Source organism: Kribbella sp. NBC_01484 (genome assembly GCF_036227145.1).
Lineage (GTDB): Bacteria > Actinomycetota > Actinomycetes > Propionibacteriales > Kribbellaceae > Kribbella.
Genome location: NZ_CP109437.1, coordinates 3,972,653 through 3,986,574, shown reverse-complemented (window position 1 = coordinate 3,986,574; position 13,922 = coordinate 3,972,653). Strand labels below are relative to the sequence as shown.

Below are 13,922 nucleotides of genomic sequence, written 5' to 3'. Positions count from 1 at the left end.
CACCGATACGGTCGTGGGTATGAGTCAACCGCAGCCCATCGACCCGCGATACGCGAACCGGCCGCCGCAGGCCCGCCCGAAGAAGCGGCGCAACTGGTTCCTCCGCACCGTCGGACTGATCGTCCTGCTGTTCATCCTCATGCTGGTCGCGGTCCCGCTGTACGCGTGGAGCCGGATCGACAAGATCGACGCGATGCCGACCGGCAGCAGGCCGGCCGAGACGTCCGGTACGACGTACCTGATGGTCGGATCGGACGCCCGCGAGGACCTCACCCGCGCCGAGCGCGCGCGGCTCCACACCGGCTCGGACGCCGGGCCGCCCCGGACCGACTCCATCATGGTGATGCACGTCCCCGACTCCGGGCCGACGGTCCTGATCAGCATCCCGCGCGACAGCGCGGTCAACATCCCAGGGGTGTCGGGCAAGCAGAAGATCAACGCCGCCTTCAACAAGGGCCCGGCGCTGCTGATCGAGACGATCGAGAACGTGACCGGGCTCCGGATCGACCACTACGTCGAGGTCGGCTTCGGCGGCTTCGCCTCGGTGATCGACAGCATCGGCGGCATCAACATGTGCTTGCCCAAGGCAATGAAGGACCCCCAGGCGCACATCAACCTGCCGGCCGGCTGCCAGCAGCTCAACGGCGTGAACGCGCTCGGCTACGTCCGCTCCCGGCACGCCGACGGCAACAACGACTTCGGCCGGGTCGAGCGGCAGCGCGCGATGGTCGGCGCGGTGGCGAAGAAGGCCAGCTCGCCGACGACGTTCCTGAACCCGATCCGCTACTACAGCGTCGCCACCAAGGGTGTGGACGCGCTGACCGTCGACAAGGACATGAGCCTGTTCGACTTCATCCGGTTCGCCCGCGGCATGCGGGCCGTCTCCGGGAGCGGCGGCATCACCCTGACCGTCCCGATCAGCGATGACAACTACCAGTTGGGCCAGAACCGGGGTGTCGCGGTGAAGTGGGACACCGCCAAGGCCAAGGCTCTCTTCAACGCCCTCAAGTCCGGCAACACGACAGGTCTGAAGAGCAGTTGACCGTCCTTGTCCATGCCGTGGTGAGCCTGGGCATGCTCGTCGTCGTACCGCTCGGGCTCACCCTCCTGCCGACGCGAACCACCAGCCCCCGCTGGTGGTTCGCGTTCGCTGTGCCCGGGGTGATCTCGCTCTGGCTGCCGCGCGGCGCCGTGTCCATCACACTCGCGGCGATCTATCTCGCGGGTACGCTCGTCCTGATCACCCTCGCTGCTCGTCACTTCCTTCACTACAAGGTGATCCGGCCCCGCGAGATCGCGCTCTACACCGCACTCGCCACTCCGTCCATCGCCGCACTCGCACTGGTTGCCGAGCGATCGTCGTACGAACTGTTCGGCTTCAACCTGACGGTTCTGTCCCTCACAGTCGCCCACTTCCACTTCGCCGGCTTCGCGGCCGCGCTCATCGCCTATCTGGTGGCGGACTCACTGACTCCCGCAACCACTGCGGCCGCAATCAGCGTTCCCCTCGGCACTGGCGTCGTACTGCTCGGCTTCTTCCTGGGTGACCCGGTGGAACTCGCGGGAGCCGCCGTGCTGACGACTGGCATGTGGCTGGTCGGCTGGAATCTCTGGCGACGGTCACATCAAGCAGACCGAGCCACAGCGGCCCTCCTGATCGTCTCGGCGTCCGTGCTCGTGGTGACGATGCTGCTGGCACTCAGTTGGGCCTTGGGGCATGTCGTAGACACGCCTTATCTACCGTTGGAGTGGATGGCCGCCACGCACGGGCTGGCGAACGCGATCGGGTTCGCGCTCTGCGGGCTGCTGGCCTGGCGACGACTTGGGGAGGGTGTTCGATGAAGCTCGACGACTTGGCGGCACTGCGGTTCAACTACGACGTGGTCGGCTCCACCCGGTACGACGAGACGCCGCCGGGCTACCACCGACTCGAGTACCGGACCCGGATCGGTGCGGGGGGTGAGGTGTTCGCCCGAGCCGGAGAGGCGCTGCTGAACTGGCGCATGCACCGGGCTGCTGGCTTGCCGATGACGGCGACCGACACACCCCCGACGATCGGCACCAACAGCCTCGGCCGCCTCGGCGCCGGCATGCTGATCGGCCGCCTCCGCACCATGACCCCGCTCGGCATGGTCGGCCTCCCGGTCCCCTGCCGGGTCGTCTGGACCGTGGACGAGCCCGACCGCATCGGCTTCGCGTACGGCACCCTCGAAGGCCACCCGGAGTCCGGCGAGGAGTCCTTCGTCGTCACCAGCGACCCCGACGGCATCCACTTCACCATCCGCGCCTACAGCCGCGCCGCCACCTGGTACACCCGCCTGGCCGGCCCCGCCACCCGCACAGCCCAACAACTGGCCGCCCGGCGCTACGCCCGCGCCCTCCAAACCCTCTCCACTCCCTAGCAAAGGCCCCGCAAGCTCATACCTTTGCGGGGCCGGGTCCTTTGTACCAGTCGCTTCAAATGGATCAGATGACCAACACGCCAACAAAACAAGACGATCGGCCACCCTCCCATCGACCGTGGACTCGCTCGCTGGCTGGCTAAGGGGTCGACGCGTAGGTAAGGTCGCCGGAGTGTCGACATGGACCACGCCCGAGCGACCCGAGCCGCCGAACAACCCGATCGACGAGCGGGCCGCGCTCGAGGACCGCCTCGAGTTCCAGCGCACGACATTACTGCTGAAATGTGGCGGGCTGACGCCGGAACAACTGGCGCTGCGGTCGGTGCCGCCGTCGACGCTCTCACTGCTCGGCCTTGTTCGGCACCTTTCTGCAGTCGAGGCATGGTTCCATGCGTACGATGGCCAACCGGACCACATGTACTTCTGGGACTACGTGCCGGGATCGAGAGAAGGCTCCGACGCGGTCGACAGCGCGCGTGCCGCCGACGACCTGGCCAGCTACCAAGCGAGTGTCGCCCGGTCGCGTGAGGCCGTGGCCGGCCGCAGTCTCGACGAAGCCATGCCCGGCGAGGACTACACGCTGCGGTGGATCTACCTGCACATGATCGAGGAGTACGCGCGCCACAACGGCCACGCGGACTTCCTCCGCGAACGCATCGACGGCGCCACGGGCGAATAGCCTGCCGCGGAGGCTGACCGACACGCGAACGCCAGAGGACCACCCTGGATGCACCGCGGTGCGGCGTGCTGCGAAACTGTGGTGGGTGAGCCCGAAGACGTTGTCGGATCTGGTTGCCCCGGACTGGGCGGAAGCACTCTCGCCGGTCGAGGACACAATCACCAAGATGGGTGAGTTTCTGCGTGGCGAGATCGCCGCCGGCCGCCCGTACCTGCCCGCGGGTGAGAACGTCCTCAGGGCGTTCAAGAGACCGTTGGGGCAGGTGAGGGTGCTGATCGTCGGGCAGGATCCGTATCCGACGCCGGGGCACCCGGTCGGGCTCAGCTTCTCGGTGGCGCCTGATGTGCGGCCGATCCCGCGGAGCCTGGCCAACATCTACCGCGAGTTGATGGCGGACGTCGGCGTGCCGGCTCCGTCGAACGGCGACCTGACGCCGTGGACCGAGCAGGGCGTGCTGCTGCTGAACAGAGTGCTGACCGTGCAGCCGGGCAAGTCGGGCTCGCACCGCGGCAAGGGCTGGGAGACCGTCACCGAACAGGCCATCCACGCACTGGTGAAGCGCGGCGGCCCACTCGTCGCGATCCTCTGGGGCCGCGACGCCCAGACGCTCAAGCCGATGCTCGGGAGTACGCCGTACGTCGAGAGCGCGCACCCGAGTCCGATGTCCGCCGATCGTGGCTTCTTCGGCTCCCGCCCGTTCAGCCGGGTCAACGCCCTCCTGGTCGAACAAGGCGCCACCCCGATCGACTGGCGCCTCCCGTAGTCAGTGCCATGCTGCGGGCATGGCACGTTACGTGATAGACGCCCCCACTCTTCTGCACCTCGTGGCCGATGGCTCGACCATCGATCCCACTCATCAACTGGTCGCACCCAACGCGATCCGGTCGGACGCCCTGCAGTTACTGCTGCGTGAGGTCCAGCAAGGGGCGCGCTCCGTGAAGGAGGCGCTGCAACTGCACGAGCGCATGACGGAGCTCAAGATCCGCACGCTGGGCGACCGGGTGTCCCGGCGGACCGCGTGGGACATCGCCCTCGAGCGTGACTGGGACACCCTCCGGGACGCCGAGTATCTGGCCGTGACCAAACTCCAGGCCGACGCCCTGATCACCGTGGATCCCGAGTTGGCCGCCAAGGCGGACGGCGCGGTCCCGCTCGCCGATCTCCGGGACCTGCTCAGCGCCGGGTAACCGCTCTCCTAAGGAGTCCCCTTGAAGTATGCCGCCGCCTGGGCCGCCATCGCCTGTGAGGTGCTCGAAACCCCGTACCCGTACGGCGCCGCGCACGCGTCCAGTGGTCCGGACGACGTCGACGTGACCCCGCAGCGCCTCCACCCGGCGTTCCACGGGTCCTACGACTGGCACTCCAGCGCACACATGCAGTGGTCGCTGGTCCGGTTGCTCACGCTGGCACCGGACCAGGCCGGCCCGCGCCCGATCGAGGTCCTGGATCAGCGCCTCACCCCCGAGGCGATCGCGACCGAGGTCGCGTACCTGCGCGAGCGTCCGGCGTACGAACGCCCGTACGGCTGGGCCTGGGCGGCGATGCTGGTCGCCGCCGCCCGTAAGTTGCCTGGGGCAAAGAACTGGGCGGCAGCCCTCAGTCCGCTCGGCGACGTCATCGCCGACCTCGTCCTCGGCTGGCTGCCACGCCAGGCGTACCCGGTCCGCCACGGCGTCCACCTCAACACCGCATTCGCCATGGCCCTGCTGCTGGAGGCGTACGACGACCTGCACCGGCCGGACGTGGTCGACGCGATCCGGTCCCGTGCGCTCGAGTGGTTCGGCCAGGACACGGCGTACGACACGCGCTTCGAGCCGTCCGGCACCGACTTCCTGTCGCCGGCGCTGACCGAGGCGGAGTTGATGCGCCGAGTCCTCCCGGCCGACGAGTTCAGCACCTGGCTGTCCGCGTTCCTGCCAGGTCTCGGCGTCGATGCACACCAGCATCTGCTCGAGGTGCCCGTCACCGACAACTCCGGCGATGGTCAACTGGCACACCTGTCCGGCCTGGCCTTGTCGCGGGCCTGGCAGCTTCGCACCCTCGCGCCGGCACTACCCGACGTCGCAGAGGTATTGCGCGAGGGCGCCGACCGTCAGATCAAGGCAGTGCTGCCGATGGTGACCGGCGGAGACTTCATGTCGACCCATTGGCTGGTGTCGTTCGCCCTGCTCGCCGATCAGGCGTAGACACTCCGCACCAACTGGTACTGACTCACCCTCGCCGATTGACACCCGCGTCGGTCCGCCGTACGGTCTCGCCTTAATAGGAAACCTTCCTAACAGTTCGGGACGGACCGCGAGCCGACCACGCGAGGGCGACGGCGGGAGGCAGGGTTAGCTCATGGCAACGACACCCGGAACGCCGCGCCTGCTCCGCGCGATGAACGACCGCGCCGCCCTCGACCTGCTGCTCAGCCAGGGCCCGCTCTCCCGCACCACCCTGGGCAACCTCACCGGCCTGTCCAAGCCCACCGCGTCCCAGCTGCTCGCGCGCCTGGAGGCCGCCGGCCTGGTCCGCGCCAGCGGCACCTCCGCCGGCCGTCCGGGCCCGAACGCGCAGCTGTACGAGATCAACGGCGGTATCGCGTACGTCGGCGGCCTCGACGTCACGCCGGCCCGGATACGCTCGGCCGTCGCGGACCTCACCGGCAAGGTCGTCGGCACCTACGAGCTGCCCACCCCCGGCCGGAGCGCCAAGGGCACCGTCGACCGCGTGCTCAAGGCGCTCGACGGAGCGGCCGGCGAAGCGGGCCTGAACCGGGAGCGGCTGCACCGCGTCTCGATCGGCACTCCGGGTGGCTTCGACCCGACCACCGGCCGGCTGCGGTACGCGACCCACCTGCCCGGCTGGCACGCCCCGCACCTGCTCGAGGAGCTGGCGGCGGCGATCGCCGTACCGCTGGAGGTCGAGAACGACGTCAACCTGGCCGCCGTCGCCGAGCAGCGGGTCGGCCATGCCCGCGACAGCGACAACTTCGTGCTGTTGTGGGGCGAGGAAGGCATCGGCGCGGCGATCGTGATCAACGGCCGGCTGCACCGCGGAGCGACCGGCGGCGCCGGCGAGGTCGCGTTCCTGCCGTTGCCCGGTACGCCGCTGGTCCGCAACGTCGGCCGCAGCAACGCCGGCGGTTTCCAGGAGCTCGCCGGTGGCGAACCTGTGCTGGAGCTGGCCCGCGCGCACGGCTTGAAGGCACGTACGCCGGAGGCCGCGATCGCAGCCGCATTGCAGACCGAGGGCGCCGGCGATGCGGTGCTGAGCGAGTTCGCACACCGGCTGGCCGTCGGTCTGGCCGCGATCGTCGCGGTCGTCGATCCGGAACTGATCGTGCTGGCGGGCGGCGTGATCACCGCCGGCGGCGAACGCCTGCGCAGTCTCGTCCAGGACGAGCTGGCCGATCTCGCCGTACCGCGGCCGCGGTTGCTGATGACCGCGCTCGGCACCGACCCCGTGGTCTCCGGAGCACTCCAGTCCGCCCTGAGCACCACCCGCGACGAAGTCTTCGACACCGCGGGTCCACCGATCCCCTAGGAGTCAAACGGTGAAACTCACAGTCGTTGGTGGCGGATCCACCTACACGCCGGAACTCGTCGACGGCTTCGCGCGGCTGCGGGACACGCTGCCGGTGTCCGAGCTGGTGCTCGTCGATCCAGCGGCCGATCGGCTCGAGCTGGTCGGTGGCCTGGCCCGCCGGATCCTCGCAAAACAAGGGCATCCCGGCCGGGTGATCACCACGTCCGACCTCGACGCGGGCATCGACGGTGCGGACGCAGTACTGCTGCAACTGCGCGTTGGCGGACAGGCCGCGCGCAACGAGGACGAGACGTGGCCGCTCGAGTGCGGTTGCGTCGGCCAGGAGACGACCGGGGCCGGTGGTCTGGCGAAGGCGCTGCGCACGGTTCCCGTCGTACTGGACATCGCCGAGCGGGTACGGCGTACCAACCCGGACGCGTGGATCATCGACTTCACCAATCCGGTGGGGATCGTGACGCGGGCGCTGCTGTCGCACGGACACAAGGCGGTCGGGTTGTGCAACGTGGCCATCGGGTTCCAGCGGAACTTCGCGCGGATGCTGGGGGTGACACCGGAGGAGGTGTCGCTGGACCACGTCGGACTGAACCATCTGACCTGGGAGCGCGCCGTCCGGGTCAACGGCGAGGACATGCTGCCGACGCTGCTCGCCGAGCACATGGCTGAGCTGTCTGACGACCTGTACATGCCGCCTGAGTTGCTGCGGCAGCTCGGCGTCGTTCCGTCGTACTACCTGCGCTACTACTACTCACACGACGAGGTTGTGCAGGAGCTGCTGACCAAGCCGTCTCGCGCGGCTGAGGTGGCAGCACTCGAGAAGCAGTTGCTGGACCTGTACGCCGACCCGATGCTCGACGAGAAGCCCGCACTGCTGGAGAAGCGAGGCGGTGCGTACTACTCCGAGGCGGCCGTCGCACTCGCGTCGTCACTGCTGAACAACACGGGTGACGTGCAGGTGGTGAACACACTCAACAACGGCACGTTCCCCTTCCTGCCTGATGATGCTGTCATTGAGGTGCCGGCGACGGTCGGCGCCGAGGGTACGACGCCTGAGCCGGTCAGCGCTCTGGAGCCTTTGTACGCCGGTCTGGTCAGTCATGTGACTGCTTACGAGGACCTGGCGCTCGAGGCTGCCGTGAAGGGTGGATCGGAGCGGGTGTTCGAGGCCCTGCTGGCGCATCCGCTGGTCGGGCAGATCTCCATCGCGCGCGAACTGACGGACAAGCTCCTGGCCCACAACCGGGCGTACCTGCCATGGGCGTGACGGTTCCCGGAGGCGTGCTCGCCTTCGACGCGGGGAACAGCAAGACGGACGTGGCCCTGGTGGCGGCGGACGGGACAGTCCTCGGTACGGCGCGTGGTGGTGGGTTCGAGCCGCAGAAAGTTGGACCCGACGCCGCGGTGGCGGGCTTGGAGCCGATGATCCGGGCCGCGGCCGCGGAGGCCGGCCTGCGGCTCGACTCGGTGCCGCTGGTGCAGCAGATCTCCGCCTGCCTGGCGAACGCGGACATGCCGATCGAGGAGCAGTGGCTGACCGCCGCCTTCGAGGCGCGCGGTTGGGCGGAGTCGGTGTACGTCACCAATGACACGTTTGCTTTGCTGCGCTCGGGTGTGGACGAACCGCGGGGTGTCGCGGTGGTGTGTGGTGCGGGGATCAACTGCTCCGGGATGCTGCCGGACGGGCGGACCGCCCGGTTCCCGGCGTTGGGCAAGCTGACCGGCGATTGGGGCGGTGGAGCCCAGTTGGCCGAGGAGGCGTTCTGGTCGGCGTCCCGCGCTGATGACGGCCGTGGTCCGGCGACCGCGCTGCTCACCGCACTACCGGCGCACTTCGGGCTCCCTTCGCTGGCCGCGCTGATCGAGGCGTTCCACTTCGGTGAGCTGCCGGAATCGCGACAACTGGAGGCGGCGCCGGTGCTGTTCGAGGTCGCGGCAGCCGGAGATGTTGTTGCCCTTGGCATCATTCAGCAGCAGGCCGAGGAGATCGTCGCGATGGCGCTCAGCGCGTTGCGCCGGCTCGAGCTGCTCGGCGAACCTGTCCATGTGGTCCTCGGTGGCGGGGTGCTCGCCGGCGGACACTCGGTCCTGCTCGATCGCGTCGTACGCCTGCTGGCGGAGGTGGCACCGAAGGCGATCCCGCGGGTGGTCGACGTACCGCCTGTCGTCGGGGCGGCTCTGCTGGGACTCGACCACACCGCCGCCGGGTCCGCGGCCCAGGCCCGGCTGCGGGCCACCTTCGTCGTCCGGGTGGCTTGAAAAGGGGCTTGGTCGAGGTGTAATCATGATTACATGAGTACAGAGCATGAGAAAGTGCGGGGCTGGCTGACCGGCCGGCTGCCGAAGGAGTGGTTCGAGGGCGAGCCGGAGCTGAGCGTCGACCGGGACGAGATCCTGATCGTCGGACGGATCCTGGCGCCGGAGCAGGCCGACGGCGTGAGCGACGCCGAGCGGTCGGCGGCCGAGGACGGCCGGATCAAGCAGTTCCGCGAGGACACCCGGGAGCGCCGGATCGAGATCGCCCGCGAACTCGAGCACGCCACCCGCCGCAAGGTCGCCTGGGGCGTCCGGTGCGGCGACACCAAGACGGTCTTCACGTCCCTGTCCGCCCCCGTGATGACCCGCCTCCGCCAGCCCGAACGCCAGGTCCTCGACACCCTCGTCGACGCCGGCGTGGCCCGCTCCCGCAGCGACGCCCTCGGCTGGTGCGTCAAACTCGTCGCCCAGCACAGCGAAACCTGGCTCGCCGACCTCCGCGACGCCATGACCAAAGTAGAAACCGTCCGCCAAGCCGGCCCCGACACCCAGAGCTGACCGCGAAGAGGCGACGGGCGGCAACCCTGGGATTGCCGCCCGCCTGGCTGGTGCACTTGTGGTTACTGACCGCCCGGCCAGTTGCCGTTGGAGGGAGTGCCGTTGGACCAGCCCTGGGAAGCGCCGTGGGTGGCCGGCGGCTGGGGGTCGGCCGGGTAACCCGCCGTACCGTTCGAGGCCGTCTCGTTGCCGGTGGCACCGCGCATGATCGCGGCCAGGAAGTTCGCGAACAGCGCGGCCAGGCAGATGATCACGATCGCCGCGAAGATCCGCGGGATGTAGCCGAGCATGTCGCTCATGAAGTTCGAGATCTCCGGTACGCCGAGCGCGGAGGCGAACATCGTGAAGCTGATCAGGAACACGAACCAGAACACGACCTTGCCCAGCATCGCCGAAGCGGTCAGCCCCGTGCCGGACCGCTGCAGCACGCCGGACACGCCGGCTCGTTCCATCCACTGGTCGAACCCGACCCGGCCGAGCAGCTTGCCGACGAGCTTCCCGAGCACCTTGGCGACGAAGTAGCCGACCACCAGGATGACGAGACCGCCGAGCAGGTTCGGGATGAACGACAGCAGTTTGCTGAAGGCATCTTCGAACGGTTGGGTGAAGTCGATCGCTAACGCGAACATCGGATCTTCCTTCCGGACTGGGCCCGCATCCGCCGCCGCGCAACACCGCACACGACCCCGGCACGGGCGGATGCAGTGGTGTCCAGTATCACTCGTACCCTTCGTTGCATACGGCAAACAGTCGCCTCCGGCGCGTATTCCAGCGGAAAGTGTTTGCATAAGGCAAGTACCGTCGAGGTGCTTCGGTAGTTACCCCGGTCGCTGAACCGCGTCAGCCACTTGAGATCCTGGTGTCATGACCGATGTTGTGATCCGCCGCGCCACCGCCGCCGACGTCGCCGGGATCGTCGCGATGATCGCCGACGACCAGCTCGGCGCCGTCCGCGAGTCCGTCGACGACCTGACACCGTACCTGCACGCGTTCGAACTCATCGACGGCGACCCGAACCAAGTCCTGGTGGTTGCCGAACGCGACGACGAACTGATCGGCACGCTCCAGCTCACGATCATCCCCGGCCTGTCCCGCCGCGGCTCCTCCCGCGGCCTGATCGAGGCCGTCCGCGTCGCCGCCCCGGCGCGCGGCTCCGGCCTCGGTACGACGCTGATCGAGTGGGCGATCGAAGAATCCCGCACCCGCGGCTGCACCCTGGTCCAACTGACCTCCGACAAGACCCGCACCGCCGCCCACCGCTTCTACGACCGCCTGGGCTTCACCAACTCCCACGAGGGCTTCAAACTCAAGCTCAACTAACCTGCTTCGCCGGCGCCGCCCAGGTGTTGCACGCCCCGGGACCCTCAGCCTTGAAAGCGGCGCGTGCCCACGTCCTGTTGGTCTTCGGAGATCCGTACCCGCGTTCCGTCGCGGGCGCGTCGGCGTCGTCACCACTGAACGCGTGGTACTCGTAGTCTTCGAGTCGTTCGCCGTACACCTGGAGCGTCTTCTGGTTCGCCCCGAAGAACGCTGCCGCGAAGCACGAGGCCTGCAACTCGTTCCGCCGCGACTCCGCGACCCGGGCCGTCTCGGACTTCGCCGCGAAGAAGCGATCGTCGTACGCGGACGACATCCCCGACGTCGCTTGCAGGTGATGTCCGTACTCGTGCGCCATCGTGTACTCGACCGCGACCCGCGACGACTCCTGGCTGTCCGCCGACTTCGCGATGTACTGGGTCCAGTCGAGATAGATTCCCCGGTCGTCGTCGCAATAGAAGGCCACGGTGTCCGTATCCATCGGCCCACAGGGTGATGGGGTTCCGCGCGGGGCAGCGTGGACGGCATTGACCGGAAAGAGTTTGAACCCCGCTCGCTCCACCGCCGGCGTCCACGACCTGGTCAAGCAGCCGACGATCGACGACGCGTAACGCATCACCGCCTGCTTGGTTGCCAGCCGGGCGCTGGAGCGTGGGCACCGCACCGCAGCCGCCTGACCGCCGTCGTACAACTGGTTCCGCCGCAGTACTTGCTCGGTCTCCATCGCCAATCCGTCGTCGTCCGTGGGGACAGCAACCGTGGGAGTTGGTCTGACTGCGGGTCTCGGTGTGGGCGAAGGGATTGGCGTCGGGGTCGGCGTGGTGACGGACGAGGGTACTGGGTTCGCGGCGGCGGGAGTGGTGTGGTGTCCGCAGGCTGTGGTGACGGATGCGGCCAGTACGGCGAGCAGCACGAGTGTGGCTGGTTTGGGCATCAACTGACGCGCTTTGGGGGTGCCGTGAAGGTGTTGCAGGCGGCGGGGGTGGTGGCGGTGAAGGCTTTGAGCGTCCAGTAGGCGTGGCTTTTGCGGGATCCGTGGTCTCGGATGTGGGCGTCGTTGTACTCGTCACCTACGTGGCGGACGATGTTCTGCCAGATGGCCAGGCGGCGGCCGGTGAGTTGGAAGGTGGATTTGTTAGCGCCCAGGAAGGCGGCGCCCAGGCAGCTGGCCTGGAGTTCCTTGCGGCGTTGGACTTCCAGTTGGCCGGCTTGGGTCCTGCCGCGGTACAGCTCGTTGTACAGCGTGAGGATGCCGACCGAGTGCTGGACGTGATGTCCGTACTCGTGCGCGAGCAACTGCTCGAAGTCGATCAGGTTCTCGACCGGGTCGTCCGCGCCGAGGAAGGTGTCGTAGTCGAAGCAGATCTGTCCGGTCAGGCCACCCTGGCGGTAGAACGCGTCGACGTTCGCCAGGGGATTCGCACACTCGGGCGTGGCGGACAGGTGGTGCAGGCTGTAGGCGAAGATCTTCGGCGGCACGAGGTACGCGTCGGAACGCTCGACCACCGGCGCCCAGGCCTTGTCCATGCAGGTGACGAACACCCGGGCGTACGCGAGCATCCCCGCCTTGGTGGTCAGGTTCGGCCGCGGCAACACACACTGCACCGCCGGCACCTTCCCCGCCAGGTACAGCTTGTTCTTCAGCACCCCGTCACTCAGATCCATCGTCCGCGGATCAGAAGGACTCGCCACCGAAGCGGTCGGCGTGACCGAAGGCGTCGGTGTCGGCGTAGAAGCGACCGAGTGCGCAGCGTCCGCCACCACAGGCTTGTTGGCCCGTCCACACCCCCCAGTCACCACCACAGCCAGTACGGCGACAACGGCCAGCCCTGCCCGCTTCGCCGTACCAGACATCAACTCACCTTTTTCGCGGGCGCGCTGAACGTGTTGCAGGAGGCCGGGCTGGCGGACTTGAACGCCGGCTCGGACCACAGCCAGTGGCTCTTACGGGAACCGTGGTCGCGGACCTTCTTCGGGTTGTACTCGTCGCCGGTGTGCTGGCTCTCCCACTCCCACAGGTTCAGCTTCTCGCCGCTGAGACCGAGCGACTTCTTGTTCGCACCGAGGAACGCCGCGCCCAGGCAGTCCGCCTGCAACTCCTCGCGACGGCTCCACTCGAGTTTCTCCGCCTTCGTCTTGGCCCACCCTCCGCGGGACCAGGCCGCCGTGAGGATCTCGGTCATGTTCTGGACGTGGTGGCCGTACTCGTGCGCCATCGTGTCCATCATCCAGATTCTGGCGGCCAGCGGACTGTTCTTGTAATACGCGAGATCCTCCTTCCAGCTGATGTTGATGGTCTCGTCGGAGGGGCAGTAGTACGCCACGCTCTCCTCGCCGGTGCAGTCGTTCGCCGCCACCTGGTTGGTTTGCAGGAGCACCTTCGGTGAGCGGAACTCGTAGCCGGCCTTCTTCACCACCGGCGCCCAGGCGTTGTTCAAGCAGGGGAGGAGAGCCTTGTAGTAGTTGAGGATCGCGGACTGGGAGTTCGGCTTGATCGCCGGCTCTTTGCACGTCACGGCGGGAAGCTTGCCGACGGTGTAGAGCTTGTTCTGGCGGAGGCGGACCAGGTCGGGAACCACCGGGACCGTGACGGTCTTGGTGGGGTCCGGCGGGATCGGCATGGGGAGCTGCGACTTCTTCACCGAGGGTTGCGCCAGGGGGTTGTCGACGGTGTTGCCGTAGGAGTCGATGAGTTTGAAGCCGGCGACGGTGGCGCCGGTGAGGATGATCAGGACGAGCGCGGAGAGGCCGGCGATGACGGCGCGCGAGTAGTGGCGCGGAGGTTTGACCGGCGGGGGTTCGGCGGAGAACTGGGCGGCCGCGCGGGTCGGATTCGAGTGCCAGCCGACCGGCCGGGGGCCGCCGGTACGGCGGGTGCCCTTCAACGGGGTCCGGTGAGCACCCGTGAGCGGTGCCATGGGCGGTCCGCTGTAGTCGCCGGTCGCGTCGGGGTCCGTCGGGAGCGGGCGGGCCTTGTGACGAAGGGTCGAGTCGGGTGCGGAGATCGAGCGGGCCTTGCCGAGGCCGAGGGGCTGCTGGCGGTTCGCGGCGAGTGGGCGCGCCGCGGCCAGGTCGCTCTCGGTCAGCACGTCACCGGCTCCACCCGGCAGGAAGTGTCCCGGTTTGGGCGAGCCTCCCGCCGTACCCACGCCGGTGTCCGCGTTCTCCTCAGGCATCGGTGGTCC

At 68.2% G+C, this 13,922-nt stretch carries 17 protein-coding genes; 13 read left to right on the top strand and 4 right to left on the bottom strand.

The annotated features are described in order from the left end of the window. Nucleotides 1-19 precede the first annotated feature (19 nt). From OG555_RS19545 to OG555_RS19495, 11 genes are all read left to right on the top strand, one after another. Entirely contained in the window at nucleotides 20-1,042 is a 1,023-nt protein-coding gene (locus OG555_RS19545; RefSeq protein ID WP_329484343.1) for an LCP family protein, read from the top strand. Continuing rightward, entirely contained in the window at nucleotides 1,039-1,842 is an 804-nt protein-coding gene (locus OG555_RS19540; RefSeq protein WP_329484342.1) for a YndJ family protein, read from the top strand. The genes OG555_RS19545 and OG555_RS19540 overlap by 4 nt, the downstream gene beginning before the upstream one ends. Beyond that, a complete protein-coding gene (locus OG555_RS19535) occupies nucleotides 1,839-2,402 on the top strand; it encodes a DUF1990 family protein (protein WP_329484341.1) in 564 nt (187 codons plus the stop codon). Before OG555_RS19540 ends, OG555_RS19535 begins: the two co-directional genes overlap by 4 nt. A 172-nt stretch (nucleotides 2,403-2,574) precedes the next feature. Further along, a complete protein-coding gene (locus OG555_RS19530; protein ID WP_329484340.1) occupies nucleotides 2,575-3,081 on the top strand; it encodes a DinB family protein in 507 nt (168 codons plus the stop codon). Nucleotides 3,082-3,166: 85 nt separating this feature from the next. After that, nucleotides 3,167-3,844 carry a uracil-DNA glycosylase gene (locus OG555_RS19525; RefSeq protein ID WP_329484339.1) on the top strand — a complete coding sequence of 226 codons (678 nt, stop codon included), beginning with the start codon at nucleotides 3,167-3,169 and terminating at the stop codon, nucleotides 3,842-3,844. Between the two features lie 19 nt (nucleotides 3,845-3,863). Further along, entirely contained in the window at nucleotides 3,864-4,268 is a 405-nt protein-coding gene (locus OG555_RS19520; protein WP_329484338.1) for a hypothetical protein, read from the top strand. A gap of 21 nt (nucleotides 4,269-4,289) precedes the next feature. After that, nucleotides 4,290-5,267, top strand: coding sequence for a DUF2891 domain-containing protein (locus OG555_RS19515; RefSeq protein ID WP_329484337.1), 978 nt, complete (start codon nucleotides 4,290-4,292; stop codon nucleotides 5,265-5,267). A gap of 154 nt (nucleotides 5,268-5,421) precedes the next feature. After that, nucleotides 5,422-6,609: an ROK family transcriptional regulator gene (locus tag OG555_RS19510; RefSeq protein WP_329484336.1), complete on the top strand. Its 1,188-nt coding sequence runs from the start codon at nucleotides 5,422-5,424 to the stop codon at nucleotides 6,607-6,609. 10 nt (nucleotides 6,610-6,619) lie between these two features. Further along, on the top strand, nucleotides 6,620-7,873 hold the full coding sequence (locus tag OG555_RS19505; RefSeq protein WP_329484335.1) for a 6-phospho-beta-glucosidase: 1,254 nt from the start codon (nucleotides 6,620-6,622) through the stop codon (nucleotides 7,871-7,873). Then, nucleotides 7,870-8,865 (top strand): N-acetylglucosamine kinase, encoded by a 996-nt coding sequence (locus tag OG555_RS19500; protein ID WP_329484334.1) that lies wholly within the window; start codon nucleotides 7,870-7,872, stop codon nucleotides 8,863-8,865. Before OG555_RS19505 ends, OG555_RS19500 begins: the two co-directional genes overlap by 4 nt. Before the next feature lie 33 nt (nucleotides 8,866-8,898). Next, nucleotides 8,899-9,420, top strand: a complete 522-nt coding sequence (locus OG555_RS19495; RefSeq protein WP_329484333.1) for a hypothetical protein — start codon at nucleotides 8,899-8,901, stop codon at nucleotides 9,418-9,420. 62 nt (nucleotides 9,421-9,482) lie between these two features. Here the strand turns inward: OG555_RS19495 and OG555_RS19490 are convergent, their stop codons facing one another. Further along, nucleotides 9,483-10,049 carry a mechanosensitive ion channel family protein gene (locus OG555_RS19490; protein ID WP_329484332.1) on the bottom strand — a complete coding sequence of 189 codons (567 nt, stop codon included), beginning with the start codon at nucleotides 10,047-10,049 and terminating at the stop codon, nucleotides 9,483-9,485. 235 nt (nucleotides 10,050-10,284) lie between these two features. Between OG555_RS19490 and OG555_RS19485 the strand changes: the two genes are divergently transcribed. Continuing rightward, the gene (locus OG555_RS19485; RefSeq protein ID WP_329484331.1) at nucleotides 10,285-10,740 is read left to right on the top strand and encodes a GNAT family N-acetyltransferase; all 456 of its coding nucleotides are present in this window, start codon (nucleotides 10,285-10,287) and stop codon (nucleotides 10,738-10,740) included. Here the strand turns inward: OG555_RS19485 and OG555_RS19480 are convergent. Beyond that, nucleotides 10,733-11,461: a neutral zinc metallopeptidase gene (locus tag OG555_RS19480; protein ID WP_329484330.1), complete on the bottom strand. Its 729-nt coding sequence runs from the start codon at nucleotides 11,459-11,461 to the stop codon at nucleotides 10,733-10,735. The two genes, OG555_RS19485 and OG555_RS19480, sit on opposite strands and share 8 nt — an antisense overlap. A 64-nt stretch (nucleotides 11,462-11,525) precedes the next feature. Here OG555_RS19480 and OG555_RS19475 point away from each other — a divergent pair, with 64 nt between their 5' ends. Next, nucleotides 11,526-11,678, top strand: a complete 153-nt coding sequence (locus tag OG555_RS19475) for a hypothetical protein (protein WP_329484329.1) — start codon at nucleotides 11,526-11,528, stop codon at nucleotides 11,676-11,678. Here OG555_RS19475 and OG555_RS19470 read toward each other — a convergent pair. Both OG555_RS19470 and OG555_RS19465 read right to left on the bottom strand, forming a co-directional pair. Continuing rightward, nucleotides 11,671-12,591 (bottom strand): neutral zinc metallopeptidase, encoded by a 921-nt coding sequence (locus OG555_RS19470; RefSeq protein WP_329484328.1) that lies wholly within the window; start codon nucleotides 12,589-12,591, stop codon nucleotides 11,671-11,673. The genes OG555_RS19475 and OG555_RS19470 overlap by 8 nt on opposite strands. Further along, a complete protein-coding gene (locus tag OG555_RS19465; protein WP_329484327.1) occupies nucleotides 12,591-13,913 on the bottom strand; it encodes a neutral zinc metallopeptidase in 1,323 nt (440 codons plus the stop codon). Before OG555_RS19465 ends, OG555_RS19470 begins: the two co-directional genes overlap by 1 nt. Between the last annotated feature and the right edge of the window lie 9 nt (nucleotides 13,914-13,922).

Coding starts and splice junctions, on each gene's coding strand:
- OG555_RS19545 (WP_329484343.1), top strand. CDS start 20: ATGAGTCAACCGCAGCCCATCGACCCGCGATACGCGAACCGGCCGCCG.
- OG555_RS19535 (WP_329484341.1), top strand. CDS start 1,839: ATGAAGCTCGACGACTTGGCGGCACTGCGGTTCAACTACGACGTGGTC.
- OG555_RS19520 (WP_329484338.1), top strand. CDS start 3,864: ATGGCACGTTACGTGATAGACGCCCCCACTCTTCTGCACCTCGTGGCC.
- OG555_RS19510 (WP_329484336.1), top strand. CDS start 5,422: ATGGCAACGACACCCGGAACGCCGCGCCTGCTCCGCGCGATGAACGAC.
- OG555_RS19495 (WP_329484333.1), top strand. CDS start 8,899: ATGAGTACAGAGCATGAGAAAGTGCGGGGCTGGCTGACCGGCCGGCTG.
- OG555_RS19490 (WP_329484332.1), bottom strand. CDS start 10,049: ATGTTCGCGTTAGCGATCGACTTCACCCAACCGTTCGAAGATGCCTTC.
- OG555_RS19485 (WP_329484331.1), top strand. CDS start 10,285: ATGACCGATGTTGTGATCCGCCGCGCCACCGCCGCCGACGTCGCCGGG.
- OG555_RS19480 (WP_329484330.1), bottom strand. CDS start 11,461: ATGGAGACCGAGCAAGTACTGCGGCGGAACCAGTTGTACGACGGCGGT.
- OG555_RS19470 (WP_329484328.1), bottom strand. CDS start 12,591: ATGTCTGGTACGGCGAAGCGGGCAGGGCTGGCCGTTGTCGCCGTACTG.
- OG555_RS19465 (WP_329484327.1), bottom strand. CDS start 13,913: ATGCCTGAGGAGAACGCGGACACCGGCGTGGGTACGGCGGGAGGCTCG.